Source organism: Burkholderia sp. AU32262, assembly GCF_020419985.1.
Lineage (GTDB): Bacteria > Pseudomonadota > Gammaproteobacteria > Burkholderiales > Burkholderiaceae > Burkholderia > Burkholderia semiarida.
The window spans coordinates 114893-130201 of the sequence record NZ_JAIZRS010000007.1; the positions used below are offsets into that span (position 1 = coordinate 114893).

Annotated in this window: 17 protein-coding genes; 11 read left to right on the top strand and 6 right to left on the bottom strand. The window is 67.3% G+C overall.

Annotated elements, in window-relative coordinates; translation table 11 throughout:
• The first annotated feature begins 244 nt into the window (after nucleotides 1-244).
• Nucleotides 245-664 carry a hypothetical protein gene (locus tag LGN10_RS10715; RefSeq protein WP_124657966.1) on the top strand — a complete coding sequence of 140 codons (420 nt, stop codon included), beginning with the start codon at nucleotides 245-247 and terminating at the stop codon, nucleotides 662-664.
• A 685-nt stretch (nucleotides 665-1349) separates the two neighbouring features.
• Here the strand turns inward: LGN10_RS10715 and LGN10_RS10720 are convergent.
• Complete coding sequence (locus LGN10_RS10720; protein WP_059584173.1) at nucleotides 1350-2093, bottom strand: DUF695 domain-containing protein; 744 nt, start codon at nucleotides 2091-2093, stop codon at nucleotides 1350-1352.
• A gap of 183 nt (nucleotides 2094-2276) precedes the next feature.
• Between LGN10_RS10720 and LGN10_RS10725 the strand changes: the two genes are divergently transcribed.
• The 4 genes from LGN10_RS10725 to LGN10_RS10740 all read left to right on the top strand — a co-directional run bounded on the left by LGN10_RS10725 (nucleotide 2277) and on the right by LGN10_RS10740 (nucleotide 4141).
• Complete coding sequence (locus LGN10_RS10725; RefSeq protein WP_059584348.1) at nucleotides 2277-2585, top strand: hypothetical protein; 309 nt, start codon at nucleotides 2277-2279, stop codon at nucleotides 2583-2585.
• Nucleotides 2586-2625: 40 nt separating this feature from the next.
• Nucleotides 2626-2874 carry a hypothetical protein gene (locus tag LGN10_RS10730; RefSeq protein WP_226223222.1) on the top strand — a complete coding sequence of 83 codons (249 nt, stop codon included), beginning with the start codon at nucleotides 2626-2628 and terminating at the stop codon, nucleotides 2872-2874.
• Nucleotides 2875-2895: 21 nt separating this feature from the next.
• Nucleotides 2896-3504, top strand: a complete 609-nt coding sequence (locus LGN10_RS10735; protein WP_226223224.1) for a hypothetical protein — start codon at nucleotides 2896-2898, stop codon at nucleotides 3502-3504.
• Between the two features lie 163 nt (nucleotides 3505-3667).
• Nucleotides 3668-4141, top strand: coding sequence for a VOC family protein (locus tag LGN10_RS10740; protein WP_104012165.1), 474 nt, complete (start codon nucleotides 3668-3670; stop codon nucleotides 4139-4141).
• An 81-nt stretch (nucleotides 4142-4222) separates the two neighbouring features.
• Here LGN10_RS10740 and LGN10_RS10745 read toward each other — a convergent pair whose 3' ends face one another.
• Nucleotides 4223-5194 (bottom strand): sensor domain-containing diguanylate cyclase, encoded by a 972-nt coding sequence (locus LGN10_RS10745; RefSeq protein WP_059584166.1) that lies wholly within the window; start codon nucleotides 5192-5194, stop codon nucleotides 4223-4225.
• Nucleotides 5195-5453: 259 nt separating this feature from the next.
• Between LGN10_RS10745 and LGN10_RS10750 the strand changes: the two genes are divergently transcribed.
• Nucleotides 5454-5681, top strand: a complete 228-nt coding sequence (locus LGN10_RS10750; protein ID WP_059638685.1) for a hypothetical protein — start codon at nucleotides 5454-5456, stop codon at nucleotides 5679-5681.
• A 153-nt stretch (nucleotides 5682-5834) separates the two neighbouring features.
• On the opposite strand, the gene LGN10_RS10755 is transcribed toward LGN10_RS10750, so the two are convergent.
• Both LGN10_RS10755 and LGN10_RS10760 read right to left on the bottom strand, forming a co-directional pair.
• A complete protein-coding gene (locus LGN10_RS10755) occupies nucleotides 5835-6458 on the bottom strand; it encodes a phospholipase D family protein (RefSeq protein ID WP_059638683.1) in 624 nt (207 codons plus the stop codon).
• Between the two features lie 332 nt (nucleotides 6459-6790).
• Nucleotides 6791-7279 (bottom strand): winged helix-turn-helix transcriptional regulator, encoded by a 489-nt coding sequence (locus LGN10_RS10760; protein ID WP_226223228.1) that lies wholly within the window; start codon nucleotides 7277-7279, stop codon nucleotides 6791-6793.
• Nucleotides 7280-7466: 187 nt separating this feature from the next.
• Between LGN10_RS10760 and LGN10_RS10765 the strand changes: the two genes are divergently transcribed.
• Complete coding sequence (locus LGN10_RS10765; RefSeq protein ID WP_006484216.1) at nucleotides 7467-7904, top strand: PaaI family thioesterase; 438 nt, start codon at nucleotides 7467-7469, stop codon at nucleotides 7902-7904.
• A 155-nt stretch (nucleotides 7905-8059) separates the two neighbouring features.
• Entirely contained in the window at nucleotides 8060-9112 is a 1053-nt protein-coding gene (locus tag LGN10_RS10770; RefSeq protein WP_099316367.1) for an NADP(H)-dependent aldo-keto reductase, read from the top strand.
• 87 nt (nucleotides 9113-9199) lie between these two features.
• Here the strand turns inward: LGN10_RS10770 and LGN10_RS10775 are convergent, their stop codons facing one another.
• Complete coding sequence (locus LGN10_RS10775; RefSeq protein WP_059584158.1) at nucleotides 9200-10486, bottom strand: MFS transporter; 1287 nt, start codon at nucleotides 10484-10486, stop codon at nucleotides 9200-9202.
• Nucleotides 10487-10521: 35 nt separating this feature from the next.
• On the bottom strand, nucleotides 10522-11943 hold the full coding sequence (locus tag LGN10_RS10780; RefSeq protein ID WP_226223230.1) for a M20 family metallopeptidase: 1422 nt from the start codon (nucleotides 11941-11943) through the stop codon (nucleotides 10522-10524).
• 162 nt (nucleotides 11944-12105) lie between these two features.
• Between LGN10_RS10780 and LGN10_RS10785 the strand changes: the two genes are divergently transcribed.
• From LGN10_RS10785 to LGN10_RS10795, 3 genes are all read left to right on the top strand, one after another.
• The gene (locus tag LGN10_RS10785; protein ID WP_226223232.1) at nucleotides 12106-13059 is read left to right on the top strand and encodes a LysR substrate-binding domain-containing protein; all 954 of its coding nucleotides are present in this window, start codon (nucleotides 12106-12108) and stop codon (nucleotides 13057-13059) included.
• A gap of 64 nt (nucleotides 13060-13123) precedes the next feature.
• On the top strand, nucleotides 13124-14254 hold the full coding sequence (mnmH, locus tag LGN10_RS10790) for a tRNA 2-selenouridine(34) synthase MnmH (RefSeq protein ID WP_226223234.1): 1131 nt from the start codon (nucleotides 13124-13126) through the stop codon (nucleotides 14252-14254).
• Entirely contained in the window at nucleotides 14251-15309 is a 1059-nt protein-coding gene (locus LGN10_RS10795; RefSeq protein WP_226223236.1) for a permease, read from the top strand. The genes mnmH and LGN10_RS10795 overlap by 4 nt, the downstream gene beginning before the upstream one ends.

Genomic DNA, 15309 nt, shown 5'->3' on the forward strand with positions numbered 1-15309 from the left:
GGCCGCGGAGCAGGTCGACAACGGAAATGGCAAGGCGGGGCAACTTCCGGTGCCATCGGAAGGGCAAAAGGAATGAGAGCGGTCATATGGCTGCGGTCGATATCGACAGGTTGCGAGAATATCGTGATACTGCCGGTGAAAATGAAGCGCCGCGCGAAATTCACGCAAGATTCACACTGTGCCGCGAAGCCCGTCGGGTGCCGGGCGTCATAAAAATAGAGAGGGCGGATTGAGCGGAGAAGCCATGTCGTCGAAACTCGAGATCGAGTATCTCGATTACTGTTTCAGAGCAACGCTCGACATCACGGCGTCGGGCCGTACCGCCGTTGTCGACAGGCAACTCGAATCCGCGGTGCGAAGCAGGACGCTCGCGTGGATCGTGTTCGATCGCTTTCTGGAGCGCAATGATTTCGCCGATGCGGAAGACGCGCGCGCCAATATCATCGACTGGCTGGAGCGACTTGCCGATCCGAAGCCCGTCGCATCGACCGCGATTGCGAAGGCGAGCGCGGTGGCGACCGGCGCGGTGGCGGCAGATTCGTCGACGGCCGAAATCGTTGGCGATGTCGCTATCGAGATCGTCGGCGATGCCGCTGTCGAGATCGTCAGCAATCTCGACTGGATCGATATGGTTACCGACTGGTTTTCCAGCGGCTCGTTGTAGTGACGAACTCGTGTTTTCGTGACGCAGATCATTGCGTGCGTGAAATTCCTCGCGAAAAAATGAAGCGAAAATCACTTCGCGTCAAAAAATAGAATAATCCTGCTTTGACAATACCGGCGACTTACCGGAAACTGCGCTCGGTGCTGAAAAATTGAATTGAATTAAGACGGGATAAACCGCTGGATGGGAAGGCGAACGCTGTCGGCCGGCTCTTCGTCAGCGAAGTCCACAAGCAATGCGTCGCGCTTGAACCATGAAGGTATTCGTCGGCACGCGAGCATGCCGGTTATCGTCACATTGTCACCAAAGGGTGAGTTGCCGCACAGACCGTCGCGTGACCCGCGATCACAATTTGACCGGTTGACCGTTCTTCCCCGGCCCGGTCAACCGTTTCCCCGCTCGCTCGCGCAGGAGCGGGGGCTTTTTGCCCCCCGACGCCGGAAGGCTGCGTCGGCGGAACCGGACAGGCGTCCGGCGGGCTGCGCGACGGCATTCGTTCGCGTCCCCACATCCGTTCGCCTGATCCGTACGAATCGCTTTCCTCGTGCCTGAGCGAACCCTCAGGCCCATCGCCGGTTTTTGCCGGCGATGCCTTGATCCCGGCGGCGGGCAACATCGCTGCCGGGATGTTTTTTGCGTCGGATGGCGTGACGTCACATCGCGCGCCACGGGCATGGCGCTTCGCTCACCCCGCCTGTTCGACGCTGGTTTCCCATCCGTCGTAGTTTCCGCCGAGCGCGCGTACCTCGCGATTGAGCGCGATCGTATGGCGCGTGATGTCGGCGAGCGCCATCGTGCCTTCGTGCGAAAACCGTACGGCCGACTTGCCGTCTTCGGTCGGCGCGACCGATTCGACCGGATAGCCTTTCGCTTCGGCCCAGTCCGCGAACTGGTGCGCGTCGCTCGGGTCGGGGAAGTACGCCCAGTGCATCACGCGCCGGCTCACGTCGGGGACGTCGCCTTGCTGCCGCAGCGCATCCAGCGTGCGCATGTCGCGCATGATCTGCCAGTCGTCGTCGGTCGGGTAGAGCGTCTGCCAGTAAGTGGCCTTGTCCGGGTCGTCCTGATGCGCGTACTGAAGTGCATAGGTCGTCTGGTCGGCCAGCGAATCGACGATCTCCGCGGCTGCCTCCTCGTCGAACGGCACGTAGAAAAGAAAATCCCGGTTGCCGTCGACGGTGATGCGGCCGACCTGCACGCCGCCTTTCGCGATGATCGCGGCGTCGAGCAGATCCTCGATCTTCGCGAGATCGGCGAATTCGTCGCCGGTCGGCAGGCCTTCGGGCGACGGGCGCGCGAACGGGACGCGCACGCTCAGCAGCGACGTGCGCGGATCGCCTTCGGCGATTTCCGCAAAGCCATGGTTGAAGCTGATGAAAGCCTGATGGTCGCCCATTCTGGCAGGGAAGGTTCCCCAGGCGTCGCTCATGTGTTTCTCCCGTACACGATTGTCTGTTGACGGTTGCAAAGCGTCCCAATGTATCATCGAAAATCGCGTTGGCCGGGCAAGCGCGCATGATCGCCGGCACGTGCGGGCCATGGTCGCGAGATCCGGCTGTCAGCCGCTTGCCGCGTGCAGCCGGCAGGCCGCAAAAATTCAAAGGAGATGCCGATGTCGACGTTTGCGGTGAATGGTGTGCGGATCGATCCGCTCAGCGCGCGCGTGACGCACGTGCGCTGGGCGGCCGTGAACCCGGCCGATCGCTCGTGGGCGGAGACGCCGCGCGAGGCCCCGGTGGCGGACGTGGCGCGTGCGCTTGCGTCCGGTAACGATGTCCGCGCGATCTTCTCGGCATCGGATACCACCGCGATCGGGCCCAGGCTGAAACGCGTGCTGTATCGCGATGCGTCGGAAGGCATCGAGCTCGACATCGATGCAACGAGCGAGTCGCGCACGTTGCGCGATCTGCCGCAGATCTGACTGCGGGCCGTTACCCCAAACGAATCGAGCGAGCGCGTCCATGACCCTGTCCAGATTTTCCATCGTCCCGTCGGCATTCGCGCTGTGTCTGGCGCTTGCCGCCTGCCAGACCGCGTCCGGGCCGGCGCCCGTGCAACCGTCGCCGGAGACTGCGTCGACGACCGATCCTGCCTCGTCGCCGGCGGCCGCGCCGGATCGCGGCATGGGCCTCGCGCCCCGGTTGGCGGAGCAGACTCACCGGGCCACCGGTCAATGCACGGCCAACGGTTCCGTCAACGTATGCAATTGACCGATGTCGGCGCCGCGGCGCGTGATTCGCGCCATCGGTATCGGAATCCTCACATGCCGGCCGCGTCGATGGGCCGGCGGCCGTCGGCACGAGCGGGCGTGCAATGACCGACGAGCGGAAACCAACGGATTCCGGCCGGCACGTCGATCCCGACGCGGAAACGGTCATCGGCGCGTTGCCGGTCACGCTGGCAGTCGACAGCCGAAGCCTGAAAAGCAGGGCGATCGTGTGTGCGGGGCTGGCCGCGGCGAGCCTGTGCGGTTACGTGGCCGCGCCGGCGCTCTGGCCGGGTTGCTGGGGCTGGTTAGTGCGGCGTTGTTCGTGTCGTCGCGGCGCAAGATCGCGCTGCAGATCGACGAGACGGGCTTCCGGCTGATCGGCGCCGCGCGCGAAAAACCCGTCACGCCGTGGCGGGACGTCACCGAATTCCGGATCGTCAGCGTCGCCGGGAATCATTACATCGGCTACCAGTTCTCCGCGCATTCGTCGCGCACGAAGGTGCCGGGTGGCGTAATGCTGCCGATCGCCCGGTTTGCCGATTTTCCGCTCGGCGCGGTGGCCGGGTTGCTTGAAGCCTGCCGTCGTCAGTTCGGCCTGCCTGACGAGCAGGCCGAGCGAACGGGCCGATGACGCCTGAAGCGGCGTTGTCCCGCGCCCCTGTCACACGAGCAAACAAAAAAATCCCGGGCGCCATGTCGATTTTCGCCGGAGTCGTCCGTCGTAGCATCGGAGGCGTGCGCAACGCGCGTCCGTCCCGATTTTCGATACGACAACCGACTGAAGGAGCGACACCATGCCCACGTCCGTCAAGCCGATCCCGGAAGGGATGCGCACGCTGACCCCGCATCTGATCTGTGCGGGCGCGACCGCAGCCATCGATTTCTACAAGCGCGCGTTCGACGCGACCGAACGATTCCGCCTCGCGATGCCCGACGGCCGGCTCGCGCATGCGTGCCTCGCGATTGGGGATTCGACGCTGATGCTGGTGGATGAGATGCCCGAGCACGGTGCGCTGGGGCCGAAGGCGCTGAAAGGCACGCCCGTCTGCCTGCATCTGTACGTGCCGGACACCGATGCGGCGATCCAGAAGGCGGTGGCAGCCGGCGCGACGGTCACGATTCCGGCCGCGGACATGTTCTGGGGCGATCGTTACGGGCAGGTCGAGGATCCGTTCGGGCATCGCTGGTCGCTGGCGACGCATCAGCGCGATCTGACACCCGAGCAGATCGCGGACGCCATGGCCAGCGCGCCGCCTTGCGGCAGTTGAACCGGCCCGCGTCGAACGACCGTGGGCGAGCGCGCTGCGCGGCGGCGCGATCTCGCCGCGGCCCGCGTGGCGCGTTCGCGGTCATGCGCCGGCCGTCTTGCCGTGCTGCTTGTGTTCGTACATCCGGCGATCGGCCGATGCCAGCAGGTCGGCGACGGTGCGATGGTGTGCGGGATCGTAGGCAACGTGCCCGACGCTGAACCGGATCGCGTAGCCGCGTGCGTCGGCGGCGTTGCGCTGCGCGAGCGCCTGCGTGACGCGTTCGACGGGCTCGGCGACGTCGGCCGGATCGGTGGCGCTCAACAGCACGACGAACTCGTCGCCGCCGAGCCGTGCGATGACGTCGCTGTCGCGCAGCGCGCCCGTCAACGTTTCGGCGAACGCCTTGAGCGCGCGGTCGCCTTCGGCATGGCCGAAGCGATCGTTGATCGCCTTGAAATCGTTCAGGTCGAAGAACAGCAGCACGGCGTGACGGCCGACGCGATCGCACAGCCTCAGCACGTGGCGGGCGAGAAGCTCGAAGCCGCGCCGGTTCGTCAGTTGCGTGAGTTCGTCGGTGGTCGCGAAATGCAGCGCGGCGATCTCGCGCTCGGTCATGTGGGCGAGATCGCCCAGCAGCGCGAGTTCGTCGGGTTCGAGCGAGCGGGGCCGCGTGTCGATCAGGCACAACGTGCCGATGGGGGCGCCGTCCGGTGCGGCGAGCGGCCGGCCGGCGTAGAAGCGGATGCCGGGCGCGCCGGTGACGAGCGGATTGTCGTGGAAGCGGTCGTCGTTCAGCGCGTCCTGGATCACCATCGTATCGGGCGCGAGCAGTGCGTGTGCGCAGAACGACACGTCGCGCGGCGTCTGCGCGGCGTCGAGGCCCGGATGACTTTTGAACCACTGGCGATTCTCGTCGACGAGGCTGACGAGGGCGATCGGGACGTCGAACAGCCGCCGCGCGAGGCGTGTCAGGCGATCGAAACGCTCTTCGGGCGGCGTATCGAGGATCGAAAGCGAATGAAGCGTATCGAGCCGGGCCGCCTCGTCGGCCGATTTCGGTGCGATTTGCATGGGCGTTGCCTCTTGTCCCGGCCGTCGGGCCGGTGATGGGTCGTACGCGGAACAGTATCGCGCATTCGTCGATGCATCGCCACGCTGGATGTTCCGCCACGGCGGTGACCGGGTTCATGAGATTCGGTGTCGATGCCGTGAAAGGCGCGTGTCACCGGCCCGGGTTTCGCCCCGATGCGGAATCGGACAGGCGATAACCTCAAGGCGCGCGTCGCCGCGCCGTAAACAGGACAAGTCCAATCGTTCATCCCATCGCACCATGGTTCGAATCCTGTACGCGGGCTATCTCGCGTTCGCGCTGTATTTCCTTTACCCGCTGGTTCAGAACACACTGACATTCAGCACCGATTGCGTGCGCAGTGCGCTGCCGATGGGCGCCCACGGCTTGTCGGCGAATTCGGCGAGCGGTGCGGACGGACATGCGAATCGCTGTGCGTCGAGCGCGCATGCCGGCGTCGCGACTGGCCGGGTGCCGGAGATCCATTGAGCATGGCGGCATCGCGCGTGACGGGCGCTTCGCGCAGCGGTGCACTGGCCATTCGGCCGAATTGAACATCGCGCCGCGCTCGCCGATCATCTGCACCATGGTGGCGGGAAGGCGAGCGGACGAGCGCCGACGGGCGAAAGGGCGTGCGGCGCGTCAGTAGCTGGAGCGGTACGGCGTGCCCTGATCGAAGCGGCTTTGCCAGTGCGTGAGGTAGCGCGACGCGAGTTGCGGATTGTTCCAAACCACGACGACGTTCTCGGAATTGCGGCTGGCCGCCGACGCACTGTAGTTGAACGAGCCTGTTTCGACGTGCTCGGCGTCGATCACGAGGTACTTGTCGTGATGGATCGCATAGGTGTCGATCGTGCGTGTCGGGATGCCCGCGTTGATGAGCAGGTTCAGTGCCTGCTTGCTGCTCTTTGCGCGGTTGCCCTTGTCGTCGACGACCACCGCGACATTGACGCCGCGGCGCTTGGCGGCAAGCAGTGCACGCGTGACGGGCGGCGACGTGAACGAGTAGGCGGCGACCCGGATCGAACTGCGCGCCGCGCCGATCGCTTTCAGCACGAGCGCCTCGGCGCCGCCGTCGGGCGAGAAGGCCGATTCGACGACCTGCGTCGCGGGGGCTTCATGAGTCGGAGCCGGCAACCATCGCGACACGAGATCGATCGCCTGCTGAAGCAGCGATTCGCTTTGCGTCTTGCCGAAGGCGGCGAAGGGTGTGGCGAGCAGGGAAGCGGCGAGACAGGCGGCAGCGAGGCGATTGCGCGACAACATGTTGGACAGCGAATGATTTCGAGACAGCGGGCCGTGAGTGTAACGCACGCGTGGCGGCCCGGTCACGTGCGGATGCGAAGCGACGGGCCACGCGATGATCGGTAGGGGTGGAGAAGGGTGACGCAAAGTTGCGTTGTGCGGTCCGTGTGCGATCGGCGATCAACGGACAGGAGTAGGCCCGACGATTGTGTGCGTTTTGCGTGTACCGTTGCCGAGCACGCGCGTGCGAGCAATGCGCGCGCCCGGTCGGACGGGCGCCCAATCAATGCGGCCCGCGGCTCAGGCGTACGTCTGGCGGGCATGCCGCTCGGGCATCCGCACGCAACGCATCGTCAATCCGCCGCTGCACGCGCCCCGGCGTCGTCGGACGCGATCCAGCCGGGCCCGGGCTCGGGCTGCACGTCGCGAGCGTCGAGCGGTTCGCCGCAGGCCGAGCATACGGTGACCGCGTGCATCAGCTGCCCGCAGGCCCGGTGGCGCAATTGCACCGGCGGACCGTGGCCATCGTCCTTCCAGCGATCGCCCCACGCCATCAGCGCGAGCAGGGCCGGGTAGAGGTCGAGGCCCTTTTCCGTCAGCCGGTATTCGAAGCGCGGCGGGCGTTCCTGATACGCGCGCTTGACGAGCACGCCTTCGTCGACGAGCCGCGCGAGCCGTTCGGCCAGCACGTGGCGCGTCAGGCCGAGCTGGGCCTGGAACGCATCGAAGCGGCGGCAGCCGAGGAAGGCGTTGCGCAGGATCAGCATGGTCCAGCGGTCGCCCAGCACGGCGAGCGTGCGGGCGACCGAACAGTTCAGCGTGCCGATGTCATCCCATTTCATCGTCGAGTCTCTTGCCTCTTGCGGCGGTCTTGCGGCGGTTCAGCGAAATAGCGGGTTCGATTATAGAACCCGCCTTCGGTCGCAACGGGCGCAGCCGCGTTGACAACGGCCGGCGTCGTTGACAATAATGAGTTCCAATTTAGAACTTACTCGCGCGGCGACGCGCTTTCAACCCGGAGACAACCCGATGAATCCGCTTTCCTTGTCTGGCCTCGATCTGCTGCGTGCCGCCGTGTCGGGCGACGCGCCCCTCGCGTCGATTTCCGAGACGATCCCGATGCGTCCGCTCGACGTCGAGCTCGGTTACGTGAAGTTCTCGGCGCGGGCGGACGGCCGGCACCTGAATCCGCTGGGCGGCGTGCACGGCGGGTTCGCCGCGACGGTGCTCGATTCGGTCACCGGGTGCGCGGTGCATTCGATGCTCGATGCGGGTGTCGGTTACGGCACCGTCGATCTGCACGTGAAGATGCTGCGGCCCGTGCCGCGCGACGTCGATCTGATCGCGGAAGGGCGGGTGATTCACCTGTCGCGTTCGCTGGGCGTCGCGGAGGGCACGCTGAAGACGCCGGACGACAAGATCGTCGCGCATGCGTCGGCGACCTGCTTCATCCAGCGGCCGCAGTAACCTGGGGCGGCCTCACGCTTGACGGAGCGGGCGAAGGAGCGCAGGAGCGTGCCGGGCGGCACCGCAGGCCGCTTGTAAGCATGTGCCGCGCCGGTCTGAAGCAGTCGCTCCAATGTGATAGCGTTCCTGCTTTCCACCGACGCGACAGGAACAGCATGGAATACCGCACACTCGGCGATTCGGGTATCGAGGTCAGCCTGATCGGCCTCGGCACGATGACGTGGGGCGAGCAGAATTCGGAGCGCGACGCGCACGAGCAGATCGACTACGCGCTCGGGCAGGGCGTGACGCTGATCGACGCCGCGGAGATGTATCCGGTGCCGCCGAAGCCCGACACCCAAGGCCGCACCGAACAATACATCGGCACCTGGATCGCGCGGCATCGCGCGCAGCGCGATCGCATCGTGCTCGCGACGAAGATCGCGGGGCCGGCGCGGCAGCCGCACAATCCACGCCATATTCGCGGCGAGGGCAACCAGTTCGACCGCAAGAACCTGACCGAAGCGCTCGACGGCAGCCTCAAGCGCCTGCAGACCGACTACGTCGATCTCTACCAGTTGCATTGGCCCGATCGCAGCACGACCACGTTCGGCCGGCCCGCGTATCCGTGGGTCGACGACGCGTACACGGTGCCGATCGAGGAAACGCTCGGCGTGCTCGCGGAATTCGTGAAGGCCGGCAAGGTGCGCGCGATCGGCGTGTCGAACGAAACGCCGTGGGGTGTCGCGCAGTTCCTGCGCGCGGCCGAAAGGCTCGGGCTGCCGCGCATCGCCAGCATCCAGAATCCGTACAGCCTGCTGAACCGCACGTTCGAGAACGGGCTGTCGGAGTTTACGCATCGCGACGGCGTCGGTCTGCTCGCGTATTCGCCGCTCGCGTTCGGCTGGCTGTCCGGCAAGTACGAGAACGGGGCGCGTCCGGCCGGCGCACGCATCACGCTGTTCGAGCGTTTCCAGCGCTACAGCAAGCCGCAGGCCGTCGAGGCGACGTCGCGCTATGTCGCGCTCGCGCGACGTCACGGGCTGTCGCCCGCGCAACTGGCGCTCGCGTTCGTCAACAGCCGCCCGTTCGTGCGCAGCAACCTGGTCGGCGCGACGTCGCTCGAGCAGTTGAAGGAGAACATCGGCAGCATCGACGTGAAGCTGTCCGACGAGATTCTCGCCGAGATCGACGCGTTGCACGAACGGCAGCCGAATCCGGCGCCGTAAGCGGCGCGCGGCCCGCGCGGCAGCGATGCCGCGACGGGCCGCATCGGGCGGTTTCGACGGCGCCGCGCCGCGCCGTCGTTGCTCGCGTCAGCGCATCTTCAGCCGCGTGCGTGCGACGAACAGCGCGGCGAGGCTCAGCAGCGCACATCCGATCAGATAGAGCGCCGGCGACAGCCGGTTGCCGGTCGCGCTGATCAGCCAGGTGATGACGAACGGCGCGAAGCCGCCGAACAGCGTGACGCCGGTGTTGTAGCTGACCGCGAGCCCGGTGGCGCGCGTCTGCGACGGGAACAGTTCGGCCATCAGTGCCGGCAGCGCGCCGCAGTACATCGCCTTCAGCGCGCCGATCCAGACCAGTGCGGCGAGCATCGTCGCGAACGACGCGTGGCGCGTGAGCCATGCGAACGTCGGCCACACGGTCACGAGCATCAGCACGGCCGCGACCGCCATCATGCGGATCCGCCCGGTGCGGTCGGACAGATGGCCGACGACCGGCGTGACGAGCGTGAGCACGAAGCCGGTCGCGAGCGTCGCCGCGAAGCCGGTCGATGCCGGTAGCCCGAGCTGCTTGATCGCATAGGTCGGCATGTACAGGATCATGTAGTTGATCGCGGTCGAGATCACGAGCACGCCGATCGACAGCAGCAGCCGCACCTTCTGGCCCGCGAACAGCTCGCGCACCGGCGCCTCGGAGCGTGCCTGCGTCTTGAATTCGACGCCTTCGTCGACGTAGCGGCGGATGTACAGCCCGACCGGGCCGATCGCCAGCCCGAACAGGAACGGCACGCGCCAGCCCCAGCTTTCGAGTTGCGCGGAGGTCAGCGTGGCCGTCAGCAGCGCGCCGAAGCCCGACGCGAGCAACGTCGCGAGGCCCTGGCTCGCGAACTGCCAGCTCGACATGAAGCCGCGCCGCTGCGGCGCGTGCTCGACGAGGAATGCGGTCGAACTCGCGAATTCGCCGCCGGCGGAAAAGCCCTGCATCAGCCGCGACAGCATGATCCCGAGCGGCGCGAGAATGCCGATCGATGCGTAGGTCGGCATCAGCGCGATCAGCAGCGTGCCGGCCATCATCATCGCGATCGACAGCAGCAGCGACGCCTTGCGGCCCGCGCGATCCGCGTACGCGCCGAGCACGAAGCCGCCGATCGGCCGGATCAGGTAGGACAGCCCGAACGTGCCGAGCGTCAGCATCAGCGACGTCGCTTCGCTCGTGGCGGGGAAGAACAGCTTGGCGATCGTCACCGCGAAGAAGCCGTAGACGATCAGGTCGAACCATTCGAGCGCGTTGCCGATCGACGCCGCGAAGATGATGCGCCGGATTTGCGCGGCGCTGGGGCGCGCGGCGTCCTGTGAGGTCAGGGTGGTCGTATTCATCGTGTGTGCAGGTCCCGTGAAAGGGGCGAAGCGCGTTACAGGGCGGCGCCGGCCGCGGCGGATGCCGCGCGGCGAACGGGCGGCGCGTTCTCGCCGAGATCCCAGAAGAGGCCGGCCATCATCTGCAGCCCCTCGCTGACGACGCTCGCGAGCAGGTGCTCGTCGGGCGCGTGCTGCGAGCACGCTGGGTACGAGTGCGGCACCCACAGCGTCGGCAACCCGAGCGTGTCGGCAAACACCTCGTTCGGCAGCGTGCCGCCGAGATTCGGCAGGATCGCGGGCTTCTTGCCGGTGGTGCGCGCGAGCGACGCGACGGCCCAGCGGACCCACGGATCGTCCGGCGGCACGCGCGTCGCCGGTGCGCCGCGTTCGACGTCGATCTCGATGTCGGCGAAGCCGTGCGCATCGAGATGCGCGCGCAGGTGTGCTTGCAGCGCTTCCCAGTCGGTGCCGACGACGAAGCGCAACTGGCAGTGCGCGTACGCGGCGGGCGGGATCGCGTTGACGGGATGCTCCGGATTGCCGGCCTTGAACGCGAGGATCTCGAACGTGTTCCAGCCGAACACGCGCTCGGCCGCGGACAGGCCGGGCTCGCCCCAGTCGGCGTCGAGCGCCGGGTCGCCGGGGCCGCCGCCGACGGAAAGATCGGCGAGCGCGTCGCGCACCGCGGCCGGGATCGGCGGCGGGCGCAACCCCTCGACGCGAATCGCGCCGCGCGCGTCGACGAGGCTCGCGAGCGCATGCGCGAGCACGATCGCCGGGTTGCGCAGCAGTCCGCCCCAGTTGCCCGAGTGATGCGCGCCGTCGCGGGCGCGCAGGCTCAGCTTGAAGTTGACCGAGCCGCGCGAGCCGAGAAATACCGTCGGGCGCGCGGCGGCAATGCGCGGGCCGTCGGACGCAATCAGCACGTCGGCCGCGAGCGCGTCGCGCTCCCGGCGGCACAGCGCGTCGAGGCCCGGAGACCCGGTTTCCTCGCCCATCTCGATCAGCAGCTTCGCATTGAAGCCGAGCCGGCCGCCGCGTGCTTCGAGCACGCTCGCCAGCGCGGCCAGGTTGATCGTGTGCTGGCCCTTGTTGTCGGCGCTGCCGCGGCCGTACCAGCGGTCGCCGTCGGCCGTCAGCGTCCACGGCGACAGCGGCGCGCGCCACTGCGCGTCGTAGCCGCGCACGACGTCGCCGTGACCGTAGATCAGCACGGTCGGCAGCGCGTCGTCTTCGTGGCGCGACGCGAGCAGGAATGGCCCGCCGCCAGCGACGGGGTTGTCGACGATCCGCGACGTGAAGCCGAGGCGTGCAGCCTCGGGCGCGATCTCGTCGGTCAGATAGGCGCGCAGCGCGGCTTCGCTGCCGCTTTCCTGGCTTTCGGTGCGCAGGCCGACGCGGCGGCTCAGGGTCGTGAAGAACGCACCGGATTCGAACTGGTTCAGCGCGTGCTGGATGGCGGCGGTACGGCTCAAGTCGGGTCTCCTCGGTCGGGTTCGCCGTGCGCGGGCGCGCAGGCAGCGTGAAGTGCGATCGATTCTAGAAAGCCGGTTTTTTTGTCACAATGATCGAATTTCGAACCTTTCTTTGCTGAAAAGGCAAAGCAGCGCGGCCGGATGCGGCGCGGAGACAGAACGATGGCGGCTTTCCTGCATGGCCTGGCATTGCGATATTTCGTCGAGGTGGCGCGTACCGGGTCGATCAGCGACGCGTCCGCGCGGCTGCACGTGGCCGTATCGGCAATCAGCCGCCAGATCGCGAAGCTGGAGAGCGAGCTCGGCGCGCCGCTGTTCGAGCGGCGGCCGCGCGGGATGGCGTTGTCGGAGGCGGGAGAGCGGTTGCTGGCGTTCGCGCAGCGGAGCCTGCTGGAGGCCGAGCACGTGATGAAGGACATCGGCGGGCTCGACGCGCTGCACGGCAGCCTGCTGAAGATCGCGTGCTCGGAAGGGTTCGCGATCGATTTCCTGCCCGGCGTGCTCGCGAGCTTCAAGGCGCGCCACCCGGGCGTCGATTTCATCGTGTGGGTCGTGTCGCCGGCGGACGCGACCCGGCGCGTGCGCGACGGCGATGCGGACATCGCTTTGACCTTCAGCCTCGCGCCGGAGAAGGGCGTGCGCGTCGACCACACCGAGCGCGCGCCGGTCTTTGCGCTGGTCCGGCACGATCATCCGCTCGCGGCGCGCGACGCGGTGTCGCTTGCCGATGTCGCCCGGTACGCGCACGTGCTGCCCGAGGCCGGCACGACGGTGCGCCAGCTGATCGACATCGCGTGCGCGCTCGACGGGCTGCTGCTCGAGCCCGAGCTGACGAGCAACAATACCGCGGCGATGTACGGCTACGCGCGGCGCACGGGCGCGGTGATGTTCACGGGGCTGTTGTCGGTGCGCGGCCGCTCCGAGGCGGACGGCTTCGTCGTCGTGCCCGTGACCAATCCGCAATTGCGCGAACGCAGCATCCAGGTGCGGACGATGGCGGGGCGCGATCTGCCCGCGTCGGTGCGCGCGTTCCGCGACCATCTGATCGACGCGATGCAGGCCGCTTCGTCGCCGCCGACCGCCGCGCGAGGCCCGGGACGCCGGCCCGTGAGATAATCGTCAATCCGCCTTCCGCGCCCATGCGGCTTCTCGAGCCGCATCGCCCCTGTTCGACGCCAAATTGAAGAACCTGATTGTCACCCTCGATCGCGCCGGCGAGTTCGACGAGATCATCGACGTGCGCACACCGCTCGAGTTCGCCGAGGACCATATCCCCGGCGCGCTGAACGCGCCCGTGCTCAGCAACGAAGAGCGCGTGCTCGTCGGCACGATGTACCGGCAGGTGTCGCCGTACGAGGCGACGCGCGTCGGCGCGGCAATGGTGGCGCGCAACATCGCGCGCCATCTCGACACGACGTTCGCGGACCGTCCGCGCAACTGGCGGCCGCTGATCTACTGCTGGCGCGGCGGCAAGCGTTCGGGCTCGATGACGACCTGGTTCAACCTGATCGGCTGGAAGGCGCGCCAGCTCGACGGCGGCTACAAGGCGTACCGCCGGTCGGTGTGCGCGACGCTCGATTCGCTGCCTACACGCTTTCGCTATATCGCGCTCGTCGGTCATACGGGCTGCGGCAAGACGCGCCTGCTGAACGCGCTGCGCGACGTGGGCGCGCAGACGCTCGACCTGGAAGCGCTCGCGTGCCATCGCGGCTCGCTGCTCGGCGCGCTGCCGGGCAAGCCGCAGCCGGCGCAGAAGGGCTTCGATTCGGGGCTCGTCGAGGCGCTCGGACGCTTCGACCCCCAATGGCCGGTGTTCGTCGAGTCGGAAAGCCGCAGGATCGGGCTCGTGCAGTTGCCGATCGCGCTGATCGAGGCGTTTCACGCGGGGCCGTGGGTTCAGGTCGAAGCCGCCCACGACGAGCGGATCGCGTTCCTTCTCGACGATTACGCCCATCTGTTCGACGCGCCGGGCGCGTTCAAGGCGCAGCTTCATCGGCTGATCGGCCTGCACAGCCGCGAAGAGGTGACGCGCTGGAAGGGGCTGATCGATGCCGGCGCGCGAGCCGAATTGTTCACCGAACTGATCGACAGGCATTACGATCCCGCCTATGCGCGCACTTACCGCGCGACGTACAACAAGCCGAACCGGGTGCTGACGTTCACGTTCCGGCCCAACGCGGCCGACGTTCACGATCAGGCGCGCACGCTGCTGGCCGAACTCGCGCAAGCCGGGCTGGCCGCATCGGCCGCATTTGCGGCCGGCACGACATCCGAAATCGATAAAAACCACTCGACGACCATCACACGATGACGACCACACGCACCCAACCCGCCCCGGCCCTCGGCTGGATGACCTTCCTTCTGATCGCGGTCGCGGGACTGTTCTACGTAAAATGGTTTCCGTACTACAACAAGGCGTTCGTTGCCGCCGAGCACCATTCGATCGGCCAGTCGATCCTGATGGGCACGTCGGCGGCCGCGCCCGAGCCGTCGCTGAAGGCGGCGCTCGACTACGCGTGGGCATACGGCAAGGCGATCTGGCAGGCGATGGTACTGGGCCTGCTGCTCGGCTCGGCCGTGCAGGCGCTGCTGCCCGCGCACTGGGTGGCGCGCGTGCTCGGTCGCACGGGTTTCGGCAGCGTCGCCGCGGGCGGGCTGCTGTCGCTGCCCGGGATGATGTGCACGTGCTGCGCGGCGCCGGTCGTCGCGGGCCTGCGTGCGCGTCATGCGTCGCCGGGCGGCGCGGTCGCGTTCTGGCTCGGCAACACGGTGCTGAACCCGGCGGCGCTGGTGTTCATGGGCTTCGTGCTCGGCTGGCACTGGAGCGCGCTGCGCCTCGTGCTCGGCATCGCGATGGTGTTCGGGATCGGCTATCTGCTGAATCGCGTCGCACGTCCCGAAGACCGCAGCATCGACGATGCGCAGCTTGCCGCGCTGGCGGCCGAACAGGCCGCGGCCGGCAATCCGTTCGTCCGCTGGATGAAGCTGCTCGCACGCATGGCCGTGCGGCTCGTGCCCGAATACATCGTGCTCGTGCTGCTGCTCGGCGCCGCGCGCGCGTGGCTGTTTCCGCATATCGGCCCGGACATCGGCAATCAGCTCGGCTGGATCGTCGCATTCGCGGTCGCGGGCATGCTGTTCGTGATTCCGACGGCCGGCGAGGTGCCGATCATCCAGGCGATGCTGTCGCTTGGCATGGGCGTCGGTCCGGCCGCCGCGCTGCTGATGACGCTGCCGCCGATCAGCGTGCCGTCGCTCGCGATGCTCGCGCGTTCGTTCAAGCCGTACATGCTGGCGATCGTCGCGACGCTCGTCGTCGTATTCGGGATCGTGAGCGGCTTGCTCGCGATCGCGTTCGGGTTCTGA

Coding starts and splice junctions, on each gene's coding strand:
- LGN10_RS10755 (WP_059638683.1), bottom strand. CDS start 6,458: ATGTTGTCGCGCAATCGCCTCGCTGCCGCCTGTCTCGCCGCTTCCCTG.
- LGN10_RS10795 (WP_226223236.1), top strand. CDS start 14,251: ATGACGACCACACGCACCCAACCCGCCCCGGCCCTCGGCTGGATGACC.
- LGN10_RS10750 (WP_059638685.1), top strand. CDS start 5,454: ATGGTTCGAATCCTGTACGCGGGCTATCTCGCGTTCGCGCTGTATTTC.
- LGN10_RS10745 (WP_059584166.1), bottom strand. CDS start 5,194: ATGCAAATCGCACCGAAATCGGCCGACGAGGCGGCCCGGCTCGATACG.
- LGN10_RS10730 (WP_226223222.1), top strand. CDS start 2,626: ATGACCCTGTCCAGATTTTCCATCGTCCCGTCGGCATTCGCGCTGTGT.
- LGN10_RS10765 (WP_006484216.1), top strand. CDS start 7,467: ATGAATCCGCTTTCCTTGTCTGGCCTCGATCTGCTGCGTGCCGCCGTG.
- LGN10_RS10775 (WP_059584158.1), bottom strand. CDS start 10,486: ATGAATACGACCACCCTGACCTCACAGGACGCCGCGCGCCCCAGCGCC.
- LGN10_RS10770 (WP_099316367.1), top strand. CDS start 8,060: ATGGAATACCGCACACTCGGCGATTCGGGTATCGAGGTCAGCCTGATC.
- LGN10_RS10785 (WP_226223232.1), top strand. CDS start 12,106: ATGGCGGCTTTCCTGCATGGCCTGGCATTGCGATATTTCGTCGAGGTG.
- LGN10_RS10725 (WP_059584348.1), top strand. CDS start 2,277: ATGTCGACGTTTGCGGTGAATGGTGTGCGGATCGATCCGCTCAGCGCG.
- LGN10_RS10740 (WP_104012165.1), top strand. CDS start 3,668: ATGCCCACGTCCGTCAAGCCGATCCCGGAAGGGATGCGCACGCTGACC.
- LGN10_RS10760 (WP_226223228.1), bottom strand. CDS start 7,279: ATGAAATGGGATGACATCGGCACGCTGAACTGTTCGGTCGCCCGCACG.
- LGN10_RS10720 (WP_059584173.1), bottom strand. CDS start 2,093: ATGAGCGACGCCTGGGGAACCTTCCCTGCCAGAATGGGCGACCATCAG.
- LGN10_RS10715 (WP_124657966.1), top strand. CDS start 245: ATGTCGTCGAAACTCGAGATCGAGTATCTCGATTACTGTTTCAGAGCA.